This is a genomic window from Arthrobacter sp. R3-55, from assembly GCF_054161505.1.
Genome location: NZ_CP096423.1, coordinates 1664581 through 1679842 on the forward strand (window position 1 = coordinate 1664581; position 15262 = coordinate 1679842).

At 60.6% G+C, this 15262-nt stretch carries 17 protein-coding genes and 1 other RNA gene; 15 read left to right on the forward strand and 3 right to left on the reverse strand.

Annotated elements, in window-relative coordinates:
- The first annotated feature begins 147 nt into the window (after positions 1 to 147).
- The 14 genes from M1D51_RS07765 (at position 148) to M1D51_RS07830 (ending at position 11775) form a co-directional block, all read left to right on the forward strand.
- Positions 148 to 1371 (forward strand): CpaF family protein, encoded by a 1224-nt coding sequence (locus tag M1D51_RS07765; protein WP_172323194.1) that lies wholly within the window; start codon positions 148 to 150, stop codon positions 1369 to 1371.
- Positions 1371 to 2225, forward strand: a complete 855-nt coding sequence (locus M1D51_RS07770; RefSeq protein WP_172323189.1) for a type II secretion system F family protein — start codon at positions 1371 to 1373, stop codon at positions 2223 to 2225. The genes M1D51_RS07765 and M1D51_RS07770 overlap by 1 nt, the downstream gene beginning before the upstream one ends.
- Entirely contained in the window at positions 2222 to 3163 is a 942-nt protein-coding gene (locus M1D51_RS07775; RefSeq protein ID WP_458109126.1) for a type II secretion system F family protein, read from the forward strand. The genes M1D51_RS07770 and M1D51_RS07775 overlap by 4 nt, the downstream gene beginning before the upstream one ends.
- A 242-nt stretch (positions 3164 to 3405) precedes the next feature.
- On the forward strand, positions 3406 to 3642 hold the full coding sequence (locus tag M1D51_RS07780) for a hypothetical protein (RefSeq protein WP_458109127.1): 237 nt from the start codon (positions 3406 to 3408) through the stop codon (positions 3640 to 3642).
- Positions 3643 to 3645: 3 nt separating this feature from the next.
- Complete coding sequence (locus tag M1D51_RS07785) at positions 3646 to 4068, forward strand: TadE family protein (protein WP_458109128.1); 423 nt, start codon at positions 3646 to 3648, stop codon at positions 4066 to 4068.
- A gap of 139 nt (positions 4069 to 4207) precedes the next feature.
- Entirely contained in the window at positions 4208 to 4600 is a 393-nt protein-coding gene (locus M1D51_RS07790; protein WP_458109129.1) for a hypothetical protein, read from the forward strand.
- Complete coding sequence (locus tag M1D51_RS07795; protein ID WP_458109130.1) at positions 4597 to 5052, forward strand: pilus assembly protein TadG-related protein; 456 nt, start codon at positions 4597 to 4599, stop codon at positions 5050 to 5052. The genes M1D51_RS07790 and M1D51_RS07795 overlap by 4 nt, the downstream gene beginning before the upstream one ends.
- 76 nt (positions 5053 to 5128) lie before the next feature.
- On the forward strand, positions 5129 to 6247 hold the full coding sequence (gene prfB, locus M1D51_RS07800; RefSeq protein ID WP_172323184.1) for a peptide chain release factor 2: 1119 nt from the start codon (positions 5129 to 5131) through the stop codon (positions 6245 to 6247).
- A 169-nt stretch (positions 6248 to 6416) separates the two neighbouring features.
- Positions 6417 to 7181, forward strand: coding sequence for a cell division ATP-binding protein FtsE (ftsE, locus tag M1D51_RS07805; RefSeq protein ID WP_017198501.1), 765 nt, complete (start codon positions 6417 to 6419; stop codon positions 7179 to 7181).
- Entirely contained in the window at positions 7178 to 8092 is a 915-nt protein-coding gene (gene ftsX, locus M1D51_RS07810; RefSeq protein ID WP_172323183.1) for a permease-like cell division protein FtsX, read from the forward strand. Before ftsE ends, ftsX begins: the two co-directional genes overlap by 4 nt.
- Positions 8093 to 8147: 55 nt before the next feature.
- Entirely contained in the window at positions 8148 to 9563 is a 1416-nt protein-coding gene (locus tag M1D51_RS07815; protein ID WP_458109131.1) for a peptidoglycan DD-metalloendopeptidase family protein, read from the forward strand.
- Between the two features lie 75 nt (positions 9564 to 9638).
- Positions 9639 to 10109 (forward strand): SsrA-binding protein SmpB, encoded by a 471-nt coding sequence (smpB, locus tag M1D51_RS07820; protein ID WP_026540087.1) that lies wholly within the window; start codon positions 9639 to 9641, stop codon positions 10107 to 10109.
- Between the two features lie 91 nt (positions 10110 to 10200).
- Positions 10201 to 10569: a transfer-messenger RNA gene (gene ssrA / locus M1D51_RS07825) on the forward strand.
- Positions 10570 to 10791: 222 nt separating this feature from the next.
- Entirely contained in the window at positions 10792 to 11775 is a 984-nt protein-coding gene (locus M1D51_RS07830) for a S1C family serine protease (RefSeq protein WP_458109132.1), read from the forward strand.
- Between the two features lie 8 nt (positions 11776 to 11783).
- Here the strand turns inward: M1D51_RS07830 and M1D51_RS07835 are convergent, their stop codons facing one another.
- Positions 11784 to 12158, reverse strand: coding sequence for a hypothetical protein (locus tag M1D51_RS07835; protein WP_223943345.1), 375 nt, complete (start codon positions 12156 to 12158; stop codon positions 11784 to 11786).
- Positions 12159 to 12195: 37 nt separating this feature from the next.
- Between M1D51_RS07835 and M1D51_RS07840 the strand changes: the two genes are divergently transcribed.
- A complete protein-coding gene (locus tag M1D51_RS07840; protein ID WP_458109133.1) occupies positions 12196 to 13644 on the forward strand; it encodes an MFS transporter in 1449 nt (482 codons plus the stop codon).
- Positions 13645 to 13662: 18 nt separating this feature from the next.
- Here M1D51_RS07840 and M1D51_RS07845 read toward each other — a convergent pair whose 3' ends face one another.
- Together M1D51_RS07845 and M1D51_RS07850 are read right to left on the reverse strand one after the other, a co-directional pair.
- Entirely contained in the window at positions 13663 to 14376 is a 714-nt protein-coding gene (locus tag M1D51_RS07845) for a metal-dependent transcriptional regulator (RefSeq protein WP_172323174.1), read from the reverse strand.
- 9 nt (positions 14377 to 14385) lie between these two features.
- Positions 14386 to 15210: a class I SAM-dependent methyltransferase gene (locus tag M1D51_RS07850; RefSeq protein WP_458109562.1), complete on the reverse strand. Its 825-nt coding sequence runs from the start codon at positions 15208 to 15210 to the stop codon at positions 14386 to 14388.
- Positions 15211 to 15262: the final 52 nt, after the last annotated feature.

The following is a 15262-nucleotide window of genomic DNA, read 5'->3' on the forward strand; positions in this document are numbered from 1 at the left end:
GTGGGAATGAGGTTGCTGACGTGACTAGTGATTCCCGGTTATCCACATGGCGTTTCCAGCGGCTTGATGGGGTGTTGGTGCTCGCCTAGCGTGAATAAGGCGAGATATTCCTCTCGTTTACCGAATTCATGGTTGGTTGGGGAAGAAGTGGAAGCTGTAAGGATCGTCGAAGGAGAAGTCAGGGAGCTTATTCGCCGACGGGGACTGGATCCACTCGAGCAAGCTTCGGACGTCAGGCTCCTGGTGGAAGCAGCAGTGAATGACTACGATGAGCGCGCGCTCCTCGGTCCACTTCCCGCCCTCGGCCACCTTGAGACCGCCCGACGGCACATCTTTGATGCCGTGGCGGGCTTCGGACCGCTGCAACCGCTCCTGGACGATGCCGCCATTGAAGAGGTCTGGATCAATGCGCCGAACCAAATTTACGTTGCCCGCAATGGTGAATCGGAACTGACGGCCATCAGCCTAACTGAACAACAGGTCCGGGACCTGGTGGAACGAATGCTCAAGAGTTCGGGGCGCAGGCTGGACCTTTCGTCCCCGTTCGTCGACGCTGCGCTTCCGGACGGTTCAAGGTTGCACGTGGCCATCCCGGACATCACCCGAAAACACTGGGCAGTCAACATCCGGAAGTTCATCGCCCGCGCGAGCCGCCTCGAACATTTGGTCGAGCTTGGCACCCTTACTCCACAGGCTGCGCGTTTCCTGGGAGCAGCTGTGGCCAGTGGTCTCAATGTCCTCGTTTCCGGGGCCACCCAAGCAGGGAAGACAACCATGTTGAATTGCCTCGCAGCGCACATTGGTTCCCGTGAACGTGTCATCACGGTGGAAGAGATCTTCGAACTGCAACTCCCGCTACGCGACGTCGTCGGATTGCAGTGCAGACAACCCAACCTTGAAGGAGAAGGCGAAATTCCGTTGCGACGGTTGGTCAAGGAAGCATTAAGGATGAGGCCGGACCGGCTGGTGGTGGGAGAAGTGCGCGAAGCCGAGAGCCTCGACATGTTGATAGCGCTGAATTCGGGCCTGCCCGGTATGTGCACTGTCCATGCCAATTCCGCGCATGACGCCGTGACCAAGATCTGCACGCTCCCGCTCCTGGCAGGGGCCAATATCTCCAGTTCTTTCGTGGTACCCACCGTCGCATCCTGCATCGACCTCGTAGTTCACTGCAGCCGCCACTCGACGGGACAAAGGCAAGTGACCGAAATCCTGTCTCTCGGACGGAGGGTCGAAAACGGAATCATCGAGTCCTCAAGTGTCTTTGGCATGGTAGGTACTCAGTTGCTGCCACGGGCCAACTCCATGCCCGCTGCGGAGAAGTTTGCCCGGGCAGGTTTTGACGTCGCCGCACTATTGGAACTGAACTGATGGTGGCCCTCCTCGGCATACTCTGCGGCTTGGGGGTCTTCCTCATCTGGTGGTCGGCCTGGGTCCAGCCTGATGCAGAAGCAAAGGAACCGCGCCCCGGGCGCCTGGACCTCCTTCTTACCTCAGCGGGTATTGAAAAAGTGACGGGCGGGGGCCTGCTCCTTACATGTGCAGGTTTCGGCCTTTTCGCACTGCTGGTGTTCTTCGTTGTGACAGGATCGCCACCGGTGGCCGCCTGCTTTTCCCTCTTTGGTGCTTGGGTTCCCTTCGCAGCTGTCCGTTGGCGTGCGCACAAGCGGCGGGCCGCACTTCGACAACTGTGGCCGGATGTCGTGGACCACCTGCGCTCCGCCATACGCGCTGGTCTCGCCTTGCCGGAGGCACTCATTCAATTGGGATACAAGGGACCTGAAGAACTTCGCACACTCTTCCTGGATTTTGGGGCGGATTACAGATCCGGCGGACAGTTCGAGGCCGCCTTGAACAGGCTCAAAGCACGGCTGGCTGATCCCGTGGCAGACCGCATTATCGAGGCACTCAGAATGACCCGGGAGGTAGGCGGCTCGGACCTTGGCCGAATGCTGGGCACTCTCGCGGAATTCCTGAGGGACAGCGCCCGCACGCGGAGTGAGCTCGAAGCCCGCCAGTCATGGACCATCAACGCAGCACGGCTGGCTGTAGCCGCGCCCTGGATCGTGCTGGTCGTCATGGCGGGCCGGCCTGAAGCGATGCTGGCCTACAACACGGGTACAGGTGCCATGGTCCTGCTCGGTGGGCTGCTAGTGTCCGTTCTCAGTTATTCGGTGATGTTGCGGGTTGGTGCTTTGCCCGAGGATCAGCGGGTGCTTCGATGACACCTGCTACTGCGCTCGCTGTGCTCTGCGGCCTGCTTCTTGGGGCGGGCTGCTGGTTGATCCTGGTGCGCCTGCCGTTCATGCGCGGGAACACGTTCTCGGACCGCATCGAAGCCCAGCTCAGATCCCGAAACCTGGAATCGCGGCTTCTGCGTACACCAACCCACAACCTCACGCCGTTCGGACCACTGGAGCGGATATTGCGCCCCATCATTGGTGACGCCATCACCTACCTCTCCCGGTTTAAAGTCGGATCTGCCGCACTGGGGAAGAGGCTGGCACGTGCTGGCTCTTCCAAGACCACCTTGGATTTCCGTGCCGAGCAACTCCTCTGGGCAGGTGGCGGTTTCATAGCGGCAGTTCTCGTCGTCGTGATCGGTGCCACCGCCGGGCAGTTCAGCCCGGCTTTCCTTGTGGTTTGTGTCATCTCGGGGGCAGCGGGAGGTTACCTGCTGCGCGACTATGTGCTGGGCCAACGGATCAAGAAGCGGGAGTCCGCGATGCTGTCCGAATTTCCGAGCCTCGCAGAGCTGATGGCGCTCGCCGTTGCTGCGGGCGAAAGTGCCATGGGCGCCATGGACAGGGTGAGCCGCAGTTCAAGCGGCGAGCTGTCTGCAGAATTTGCCCTGGTCCTGGCCGACGCCCGGTCCGGCAAGTCACTGTCCGAGGCACTCCAAGCTTTTGCTGCCAGATCCGATCTTCCTCCCTTAATCAGGTTCTTTGACGGGTTGGTGGTCGCAGTTGAGCGGGGGACACCTTTGGCCGATGTCCTCCGGGCACAGGCTGCAGATGTCAGGGACGCCGCAAAACGCGAGCTCATGGAGTCTGCCGGCAGGAAGGAGATTGCCATGATGGTGCCGCTCGTTTTCGGAGTGCTTCCGCTGACTGTCATCTTTGCCGCCTTCCCTGCGATGGCCGCGTTGCAAATCAGCCTGTAGTCCTGCAGCACCTACTGCCGCTGGGCCGCTCCAACCATGGAGCAGCCCGGCCGGTCCCAAACCAACCAGTCCGTCCAAACCAACCAGTCCGTCCAAACCAACCAGTCCGTCCAAGCCAACCAGTCCGTCCAAGCCAACCAGTCCGTCCAAACCAACCATGCCGTGGCAGCAAGCCGGTCCATCGCAACATCTTGCACTTCACGCCACGGTCGTACACCGAACTATTCATCCTGGGGAGAACCATGAACCGTATTGCAAGCAAACTGTCAGCCGCAATTTTCCTGATCCTTGTCAGCATCACGTGGATCACGGTCCCGTTGAGGAGGCAGTCCCGTGCCGAGGATCGTGAGCGTGGTGATGTACCTGGCTGGGTCATGATCACGTTGATGTCGGCTGTGCTGGTTGCCGGCCTCCTCGCCATGGCCACCCCTGCGCTGGAGGGCCTGTTCGATCAGGCGATAGAGAACGTGGGCCAGTAGGGGATGCGGCCGGAACTCGGCGCCGTTGTTCCAAATTCCCGTCACAATCAACGACGCAGCGGCTCAGAAGAATGTGGCTCCGCCGTCGTTGACTTTGTCCTGATTGGTGCGCTGTTGACGCTCTTCTTTATGGCGATCGTTCAGCTCACGTTGGTGCTGCATGTACGGAATACCTTGATTGATGCTGCCGCCTCCGGTGCGCGTTATGGAGCCTTGGCGGACCGCACTCCGGCGGATGCACGTGCCCGTACTGAGGAGTTGATCCACTCTGCGTTGAACAGCGACTTCGCCCGGGACATCGTATGTAGCGACGTCGTGGTGGATGGGGCCCGCACCTTGGAAGTGACGGTGAAGGCCCCCTTGCCCGTGGTGGGACTGATTGGCCCTGGCGGGTTGCTGGAGGTGAAGGGGCATGCCGCACTCTAGGCCGCTTCCCCAATTGCTGTTTGCCGTATGGCAACGGACTCGGGAGGCCTTGTGCCTCGCGACGGAACCTGCTGCCGGAGGTCCGGCCGGAGGATGCGAACGAAGGCCCAACGGTGCGGAGAGCGAGAAAGGCAGCGCTGTGGTGGAATTTACCTTCCTGGCCGTACTGCTCATGGTTCCGGTGGTGTATTTCGTGGTGACCGTCGGTCAAATCCAAGGTGGGTCCTTTGCCGTCGTCGGGGCCGCCGACCAAGCCGCCAAGGTTTTCGTAGCCGGGAATGATGTTTCCGGTGCCAGGGCTGCGGCCGAGCGGGCTGTCCTCCTTGCACTGGGGGACTACGGCCACGTTCCGGAACAAGCCACGGTGGAGGTGGCGTGTGACAGAGCCGATTGCTTGTCGGCAGGATCCAAGGTGACGGTCACGGTCTCCTTGGATGTTCATTTGCCCTTGATGCCCTCTGGGAACTCGCCGGGTTTGACCGCCGCACGGTTGAGCGCTTCGGCAACTCAAGTCGTAGGACGCTTCCTGTGACACAGTCGCGTCCCTGTGGTCAGGCACGCGAAGAGGGCCAGATCGCCGTTCTCATTATTGGCTTCGTTGTCCTTGCGCTTCTCCTGGCAACTGTGGTCATGGCGGCCTCGGCGGTTTACCTTGAGCACAAGAAACTGTTGTCCTTGGCAGACGGAGCAGCACTGGCCGCTGCCGACACCTTCTTGGTGGGCGATATCGGGGGCGGGAGCCAGCCGCGTCCTGCATTGGTGGATGAGCGTGTGCACATCGGGGCAGCGTCCTACCTCGCAGGCAGTGGCGCCTATTCACAACACGATCGGCTCACCTTGGCAGCCGGTACGGGCAGTGAAACCGGAGGTACGGCCGTGGTGGTCCTATCCGCGGTGGCCCATCCTCCGGTGATCAGTTTCCTCTTACCTGACGGAATCCTGGTGGAGGCCCGTTCGGTAGCCCGGTCCACCTTGACCCAGTAACGGTCCGGGTCATGGTCCGGCATGAAAGAAGGGGGCCGTCGGGGGAGCGTGATCCATAGCGTACGCTGGGATGACCATGGCTGAGATAGATTTTCCCGCAGAAATCCGCGCACTTCGCGCAACTTACAGCTCCATCGAGAATGTCACCGATGTTGAAGCACTTAAAGCTGAGATCGCTGAACTGAGCGAGCAAGCCGGAGCCCCGGACCTTTGGGACGATCCGGCTTCCGCCCAAGTGATCACCTCGCGGTTGTCGCACCGCCAGTCCGAAGTTGAGCGTCTTTCCAAGCTCGCTTCCCGGATCGATGATCTCGAAGTCCTGGTGGAACTGGGCCAGGACGAGGGCGACGACGACTCCATGGCGGAAGCTGCAAAGGAATTGTCGTCCATACGCAAAGCACTGGCGGAACTCGAAATCACCACGCTGTTGTCAGGCGAGTACGACGAACGCGAAGCCGTGGTGACCATCCGGGCGGGCGCCGGGGGTGTGGATGCAGCAGATTTCGCCGAAATGCTGATGCGGATGTACCTGCGCTGGGCCGAACGCCACGGGTACCCGACCACCGTGATGGATACGTCCTATGCCGAGGAGGCTGGACTTAAATCCGCCACATTCGAGGTCAAGGCGCCGTACGCGTTCGGCACGTTGAGCGTCGAGGCAGGAACCCACCGCTTGGTCCGCATCAGCCCCTTCGATAACCAGGGGCGTCGGCAAACGTCCTTCGCGGCAGTCGAGGTTATTCCGCTGATCGAACAGACGGACTCCATCGAAATCCCGGACAACGAAATTCGCGTAGATGTCTTCCGATCCTCAGGGCCGGGCGGGCAGTCGGTCAACACCACTGACTCCGCGGTGCGCCTGACCCATATCCCCACGGGCATTGTGGTCTCGATGCAGAATGAAAAATCGCAGCTGCAGAACCGGGCGGCCGCCATGCGCGTACTTCAGTCACGCCTTCTCCTGGTCAAGAAGGAACAACAGGACGCCGAAAAGAAGGCCTTGGCCGGGGACGTCAAAGCTTCTTGGGGAGACCAGATGCGTTCCTACGTCCTGAACCCATACCAGATGGTCAAGGATCTGCGAACGGAACACGAAGTGGGCAACACGTCAGCTGTGCTCGATGGCGACATCGACGACTTCATCGACGCAGGGATCCGCTGGCGCACCGGCAACCGCAACGCGGCCGCCAACTAGGACCCCGGCAACCAACCGGATTCTGCGACACGCCCGCCAAAGCCAGCTAAACCCAGCCTGCGCGTGCGTATAGTCGAGTGGCCGGTGCTCTCACTTCCCCCATCGAAAGCCCGCGCTCCGGCTGTTGGACTGGGCGACTACGTCATGTCCGGCGGGGTTCTAAAGGGCCATGATCAGATTTGAGAATGTCACCAAGGTCTACGAGCAGAATGCCCGACCGGCGCTCGACTCTGTCAGCCTTGAGATCAACCGCGGCGAATTCACCTTCCTCGTAGGTGCGTCGGGCTCGGGTAAGTCCACTTTTCTTCGCTTGATCCTGAAGGAAGACAAAGCCTCGTCCGGATCTGTCTATGTTGCCGGACAGAACGTTGCGAACATTTCGAGCTGGCGTGTACCCAAACTTCGTCGTGGCATCGGCGTTGTCTTCCAGGATTTCCGCTTGCTCCCGCAGAAGAATGTTTTTGCCAACGTTGCCTTCGCGATGCAGGTCATTGGCAAGAGCCGCTCGATCATCCGCGAAACCGTTCCCGAAGTGCTGAAGACCGTGGGACTGGAGGGCAAGGAACGCCGCATGCCCCATGAGTTGTCAGGTGGTGAGCAGCAGCGCGTGGCGATCGCCCGCGCCGTCGTGAACCGTCCCGGCATCCTGCTGGCCGACGAACCCACCGGCAACCTGGACCCCATTACCTCGATGGGCATCATGGGGGTCCTGGACAAGATCAATCAGAATGGCACCACAGTAGTCATGGCAACCCACGACGACGACATCGTCAATGAAATGCGCCGTCGCGTAGTTGAGCTCAAGAACGGCAAGGTCATCAGAGACGAAGCCAAGGCGCTCTACACCTCCATGATTCCGGTGGTTGGTGAATCACGCCGCCTGCGCGATGCCAGCGGCGAGGAACTCAACCGTGCTCAGGGGGCGCAGCTGTGAGGCTCCTGTTTATCCTCGGGGAAATCGGCAGTGGACTGCGCCGAAACCTTTCCATGGTCATCTCCGTAGTGTTGGTGACTTTTGTTTCCCTCACGTTCGTAGGCGCTGCGGGAATGCTGCAGATGCAGATCAACCAGATGAAGGGCTACTGGTACGACAAAGTCCAGGTGGCTGTTTTCCTCTGTAACGACGGTTCGACGGCGGTCGGCTGCGCTTCCGGTCCGGCGACCAAGGAGCAGCAGGAGAACCTGCAGGCAATGCTCGAATCCCCGGCCGTCAAGCAATACATCAACGATTTCCAGTTTGAATCCCAGGCTGAGGCCTACACACACTTCAAGGAACAGTTCTCCAATTCCCCGATTGTTGATTCAGTTTCCGAGGACCAACTGCCGGCCTCGTTCCGCATCAACATGAAGAACCCGGAAAAGTACCAGATCATCAGTGAGACGTTCTCCTCACAGCCCGGCGTCGAGACGGTGAGCGACCAACGGCAGGTTCTGGAACGCATCTTCTCCTGGATGAACGGTGCGTCTGTGGCTGCGATGGGCGTAGCAGTGGTGATGATATTCTGCGCGGTCCTGCTGATCACCACAACCATCCGGCTCTCTGCCTTCAGCCGACGGCGGGAAACCGGGATCATGCGGCTTGTCGGTGCTTCCAAGACAGTGATCCAACTGCCCTTCATCCTGGAGGGCGTTATCGCTGCCGTGGTGGGGGCAGTCCTGGCTTCGGTGACGCTCTGGTTGATGGCGCACTTCTGGCTCAACGGTGAACTCTCGACACAGTTCCTCAACACGCCCTTTATTTCCTCTGCCCAAGTACTGGTAATAGCGCCGGTGCTGATTGCCTTGGGTGCGGGCCTGGCCGGGATATCCTCGCTCTTGACCCTCCGGCGATACTTGAAGGTTTAGCGATGACCGCTAAAGCCCGATCACCCTTCATGCTGACAATCGAAAAGGACTCCTGATGACCGCGTTGGACCCAATCTCCCTGCGCCGGCGACTCGCGTCGGGCAATGCTCGGATCATGGGTGCCGTGCTCGCAGTGGGTCTGGCAATCAGTCTCCTGTCGGGCGCTCCCGCTGCCCGGGCCGACAACCTTGAAGACCAGCAAGCCGCGCTTGAAGCTGAAGCCGCCAGGGTTCAGGCTTCCCTCGAATTTGTCGATGCCAACATCGCCAAAGCTGCCGGCGACCTCGTCATCTACCAAGGCCGCCTTCCTGGCGCCCAGCAGGCACTGCTTGAGGCGCAGGGGCGCGTTGCAAGCGCGGTCAAGGAAGTTGAAGCTTTGTCGGCCAGGGTTGAACTTGCCCAGCAGAACAAGGCCAAGATCACCGAGCAGTTGGAAAGTGATAAGCAAAAGATCACGGACACCAAGAAACTGATCGGCCAGATAGCGTCCCAGGCGTACAAGTCGGGAGGCGTCCCCACAAATATCGCCCTTCTGTTCGGGTCCAGCGAATCAGGCAACCTGACCGAGTCCATGGACCTGGCGGACCAAGCCATGCGCAGCCAGAACGCCGCCATGACCAAGCTGACGCAGCAGAACGCCACCAATGTGAATTCCCAGGCGAGGCTCGTAGCCGTCGAGGAAGAGATCCAGGACCTCAAAGCGAAAGCGGACGCTGCGCTTGAGCGGGAGAAATCGGCAAGGGACGAGGCTGCGAACAAGAAAGCCGAAGTCGACAAACTCATCGAAGACACTACCCGGCTTAACGGGCAACTTCAGGCAGCCAAGCCCGGTATCGAGGCCAACCTGGCCCGGGTGAAGGCTGAGCAGAACACCGTTGCCGCTGAGATCGTAGAGCGCGACCGGAAACTCAGGGAAGCATGGGAAGCCGAGCAGCGCCGCCTCGCTGAAGAAGCTGCTGCTGCCGCGGCGGCTGCGGCTGCAGCCCAAGGCCGTCCCGCGCCGCCGGAACAGCCGTATGTTCCGCCGGCGGCAGGTTCCCCGTCCGCCTTCGGACTGCGTCATCCCTTTGCCAGTTACGTTCCCATCACGTCCGGATTCGGGTGGCGCGCAACGCCGCCTGGAACCATCGACTTCTACGGCACGGGTGGCTACATGCACACTGGCATCGACTTCGGAGCGGCCTGTGGCACTCCGGTTTACGCAGCGGCTGCAGGGGAGGTCTTCAACTCAGGATGGAACTCCGCCGATGGCGGTGGATGGCGAGTGAAACTTTCCCATGGCGTGGTTCAGGGAAATTCGCTGACCACCATTTATTACCACAACAGCAGCATTGTGGTTTCGAACGGCCAGCGCGTCTCGGCCGGCCAACTGATCGCCTATTCGGGAAGCACCGGTAACTCGACAGGATGCCACGCCCACTTCGAAACGTGGCTGAACGGTTCCGCCGTGGATCCCATGAACCTTCTCTAAGGCGCGCAACGGCGCGGGACTGCCCCGTCGCTGGCGTACACTAGTTGAAATCCGCATCTAACAAGGAGTTCTACCGTGCCCAAGGAAAGTGGCCGTAAGGTAGTGGCCACCAATCGGAAGGCCCGGCATAACTACCATGTCTTGGACACCTATGAGGCCGGCATCGCCCTCATGGGAACCGAGGTGAAGTCCCTCCGCGAGGGGCACGCTTCCATGGTGGACGGTTTTTGCACCTTCTACAACGACGAGTTGTGGATGGAAGGCATCCATATCCCTGAGTACCACCAAGGGAGCTGGACCAACCACGCCGCGCGCCGCCGTCGTAAGCTCTTGCTGCATCGCGAGGAACTGGACAAAATCTCGCAGAAGATCCGCGAGTCCGGTTTCACCGTGGTGCCGCTCCAGCTTTACTTCCTGGACGGCCGGGCCAAGGTGGAAATCGCCATTGCCCGCGGCAAGAAGGACTACGACAAACGTCAAACCCTGCGTGAACAGCAGGACAAGCGTGAATCGTTGCGTGAGCTGCGGGAACGCAACCGCCGGTAGGGAATGTTCCACCGTTTGAATGCGTTATGATGGATAGTCCGAAGGGAACTCGAAGTAATCGAGGCTCCCATCGGGTTTGGTAACAAAATACGGGGATGATCGGTTTCGACGATGTTAGTCGCGACAGGTGAAGCGGGCCGAGGATGCAGAATTATCTCGTAAACGCTGTCTGCAAACCAATAAGTGCCGAATCTAAGCGCACTGACTTCGCTCTCGCTGCCTAAGCAGTAAGACAGTCCGTCAGCCCGGGGTTGCTATCGCCCCGGTTCCTGGCGTCATTTAGATAGCCACTGCTGTTTGCCTTCGTCATTGAGGTAAACGGGACTTTTAGATGACTGGGCCCGGATCAGCCACCTGTTCGCAGGATGGCTGGGGCCGAGAAAATCCGACGCGAACTGCGCCCGGAGAAGCCCTGACAAAACGACATCGGACGGGGGTTCAATTCCCCCCATCTCCACCCCAGGAAAGCCCTCGGATCCTCGTGATCCGGGGGTTTTCCCATGTCCGGAGCTTTTTATGTCCGGGAAAGCCCGGCGGGAAAAGCCGGGTCCGCTGCCGACCCTGCAGGGTCCCCGTGACCCCGTTCACCCACGGCGTACTGCGCTGAGGACTACCGGCAGAGAATTCACAGTTGAAGTGGGTAAGCGCCCAAACCGGGAGCAGCGGTGGCAGGAGGCATGCGGTGAGCACTGGGCCTGAATTTGAACCCATCAACTCTGACGACGTGCCTGCACTGGATGCCTACTCAAAGATTGTGATCGACGTTGCGGAGTCGGTGACACCCCATGTTGCAGCCATTGAGATGACCAGCACCGGCCGTCGTGGCCGGATCCTGAGGGGCAGCGGGTCTGCCGTGGTCTTTACTGCCGAGGGATACATGCTCACCAACGCCCATGTGGTGTCCGGCATTAGGACCGGAAGGGCTGTGTTCGCCGATGGCAAGCACTCCGACGTGGAGTTGGTGGGCGCCGATCCTTTGTCCGACCTCGCTGTAATCCGCGGCCTGAAGTCAGCGCCACCACCGGCAGTTTTAGGCAATGCCGATACCTTGCGGGTGGGCCAGTTGGTGATCGCCGTGGGCAACCCGCTTGGTTTGGCAGGCTCGGTCACTGCAGGCGTGGTCAGCGGTCTGGGCAGGTCCATTCCCGTCAGGGCAGGGGATCACCGGAGCGTCATTGAAGATGTGATCCAAACCGACGCCGCTCTCAATCCGGGGAATTCCGGTGGAGCGTTGGCGGATACGCGCGGACACATCGTAGGCATCAACACCGCCGTGGCAGGACTGGGACTCGGCTTGGCGGTCCCCATCAATACCACCACCCGGCGCATCATCGCCTCCTTGCTGAGGGATGGCCGGGTGCATCGTGCGTACTTGGGGTTGGTGAGTACTCCCATCCCGCTGGACGCCAGTGCGGTGGTCCGGACCGGGCAAAAGGAAGGGTTGCGCGTGGTGGAGGTGCTTCCGAGGTCGCCGGCCGAGCTTTCAGGACTAGAGCCCGGCGACATAGTGCTTCGCGCCAACGGCCGGGCAGTATCGAGCGCAGAGAGTCTCCAGAAGCTGCTTTTCGAGGAAGCAATCGGGGATCCGTTCCCGCTGACGGTCCTTCGGGATGGCCGGGCCGTTGAGCTCCTAGCGGTGCCGTCGGAAATGGAACAGCAGCAGTAGGCCTGAGGCTAGGCTTTGCTCTCCGGAACATCAACGACGCCAACGAAGCGGCTGCCGACGCCTTCGTATTCACTGCGTACTTCGCCCAGGAAGAGCTTGGGGAGGTCACTGTTCCGGTGGGTGCCGCAGTACACGAAGGAAAAGTCCGGCCACCACTTTTTCGGGCGAATGGCCTCGGAATAGCCGCAAACAGCACAGGTCAGGTGTACCCAGACAGGGCGTTTACCGGTGCGGTTGGCCCGGGACTGTACCAGCCAAGCCGGCGGATTGTCCTGCATATCGCGGAGTTCGGCCTCGGAGAGCCGGGACGGAATACCGTGACGTTGGGCCATTTCCATCGAAATATCAAGGGCCAATGCGGCATCACGTCTGCTAATCACCATTCAACGATACGGGACTTACCCGGCGTAGGCTGTGCTCATGACTGACGCAGCGGCCTTGCTACCCAGTACTCCGCTCCAAAAGCGCGTGTTGGCGGTGGCTATTGTGGCGTCATTCATCGCCATCCTTGACGGATTTGTGGTGAATCTCGCACTCCCTGCCATCGGGCGGGAACTGGGCGGCGGCCTGGTCATCCAGCAATGGGTGGTGGATGCTTACCTCCTGACACTGGGCGCCTTGATCCTGGTGGCGGGCTCCTTGTCAGATCATTTCGGCAGGGCACGAATACTGGAATGGGGGCTGGCAGGTTTTGCCGTGACCTCGGTCTTGTGTGGCCTGGCCTGGACGGGGGAAGTCCTGGTGGTCGCGCGGGCACTCCAGGGAATTGCCGGCGCCCTGTTGGTTCCAAGCTCCCTGGCCATGATCATCACGTCGTTTAGCGGACCGGCCCAATCCAAGGCCATAGGCCAATGGTCGGGCTGGACCAGCGCGGCGGCGATCGTTGGCCCGCTGATCGGCGGCCTGGCTGTAGACCTGCTCTCCTGGCGTGTCATCTTCTTTATCAACGTCATTCCCGCTGTTGCCATTTGGCCCATGCTGGCCGGGCTCCGGGCATCCGACGCCGCGAGGGACAAAAGCAAGCGGATCGACTACCTCGGGGCGTTCCTGGCCATGGTTGGCCTGGGCGGCCCGGTGTTTGCGTTCATCGAGCAGGGCCGCATGGGGTGGGGGAGCGCGCAAGTGTGGGTGCCTTTGATGGCGGGCATTGCAGCCATGGCACTGTTCCTGGTTCATGAGTCAAGAACTGCTGAGCCCATGCTGCCCCTGAGGTTGTTCGCGATCCGCAATTTTGGGTGGGGCAACCTTGCAACGCTTGCCATTTACGGCGGAATTTCCCTTGGCTTCTTTGTCCTGGGAATCTATCTTCAACAGGTGGGCGGCATGGTGGCAACCATAGCTGGCATTGCTTTGCTCCCTGGCACGGTAATCCTGATGCTCAGTGCGTCGTATTTTGGTGGACTGGCGGGCAAATACGGTCCCCGATGGTTCATGACTGCAGGCCCGCTGTTGTGTGCTGTCGGTTTTCTGATGTCTCTGGCCATCCAGGAGCCGCTGAATTACTGGACTCAGGTGCTTCCGGGTCAAATTGTCTTCGGACTGGGATTGGCCATTCTTGTGGCGCCGCTGACGGCCGCCATCCTCGGCGCAGTCCCGCCCGAGGAAGCGGGCATCGGTTCGGCGGTGAACAACGCCGTAGCCCGCATTGCAGGGCTGATCACCATCGCCTTTGCCGGGTTGATTGTAGGACCGGTCTTCAGCCGGGAGGGCTTGTACAACGCCCTATTGGTCACGGCGGCACTGTTCCTGACAGGGGCGGTGGCTTCCGCCGTCGGGATCCGGAACCCCGCAAAGGAGACGGTGGCCGCCGAAGGCGGGAAAACAGAGGCGGCGTCCGACGACGACGAAGCGGCCGGGCAGCGCGACTGACCTTACTCCGGGCCTGGGTCAGCGGGCCGGAAGAACACAGCCCTCGTGAATTCCCGCGCTTTGAACCCACAACGCAGAAGTTACTTCATCGGCGAGATCAAATTCGCGGCCTTGGGCTCCGGTGCCGATCCGGACTACCAAAGCTCCGCCGAACGGTTTGCGTCCTACTACTTCAACCGGGGCATCAAGTGCGATTTCTTCGGCAGCCAGATACCGGAGGAGGTCAGGGTTCTCGTCACTGATCCTGGTGATGCGGCCTGAGTGGCCTTGATCCAGTTCAATCATGCGGTACGCGTGCGGCAACTGGACGGAGCCATCGGCCGAGGGAATGGGATCGCCGTGAGGGTCCCGGACGGGATGCCCCAGCTTGGCGGACATGCGTTCAATGAAGGTATCGGACACCGCATGTTCCAGCATCTCGGCTTCGTCGTGGACCTCGTCCCAGCTGTACCCGAGTTCTTCCACCAGGTAAGTCTCAATGAGGCGGTGACGCCGCACCATGGACAGCGCAAGCCGCATGCCCTGGGGGGTCAGCCTGATGGCGCTGTACGGTTGGTGGTCAACCAGGCCCTGGTCCTTGAGTTTGCGCACCATCTCGGACACCGAAGAATTGGCCACTCCCAGGCGCATGGCCAGTTGGGAGGACGTAATGGGTTTGTCCTGCCACTCCGTGTAGGAGTAGATGACCTTGACGTAGTCCTCAATCGAGGAGGAGGGCGTACTGGTCTTCACACTCCAAGCCTACCGTGGCCCGGTGTTGTGGACTTTGACTGCCCGCCACGTCTGCGTCACGTACGGCACGTGAACGGTATCGCCTGGCTCGTACCCGAGGTGCTCATGGAGGTACCATTCCAGGTTTCCCATGACTTTGGCCCTGGTGGCGTCGTTGGCACGGAGGTAGTAGCTGCGGGACTTGGTCAGTTCCATGATGTCTCCCGGCGTCAAGGCGTCCTCCCACCGGGTGAAGTGGCTTTCCAAGCGGGTGAATTCCGGACCGATCACTGGCCGGAAGCCTGGCTTGTGGACGTCTCCGGCATGCATGATGCGCGATAACCTGTGAACCCAGGGCACCGCGGTATCCAACTGGTTCCAGATCAAACCCAGGGTCCCCTGCGGCCGCAGGATACGAGCTATCTCGGTGCTCGCCGCGAGTGGGTCGCACCAATGCCAGGCCTGGGCGACACTGACGACGTCGAATGCTGAGTCCGTCAGTCCAGTTGCTTCGGCAGTTCCCTCCAGCGCGAGGACTTGTGGGTGGGACTTCCGCAGCTGATCAAGCATGTCCACGGAAGGATCGACGGCGGTCACGTCCAGCCCGTACTGGACGAGGCGCGCCGTGAACTTGCCGGTCCCTGCGCCCAGGTCCGCAGCTATCCGGGTCCCTTCCGGGACCAGCCATTCCACAGAGTCCAAGGGATAACCGGGGCGCACCCGATCATAGTGCTCTCCGCCGTCCTGGAAACTCTGGCCGAACTCACTGCGGAGGTCAGCGTGGAGCTTGGGCCCGCGTGGTCCGGCAGGTCCGGGGATGGCTGGCTGTCCACTTGAGGCAGCCTGAGAACGCATCGCCACCAAGGACTCCTTCCAGGGTCGGCAAAAGAGATACACTACGAATTTA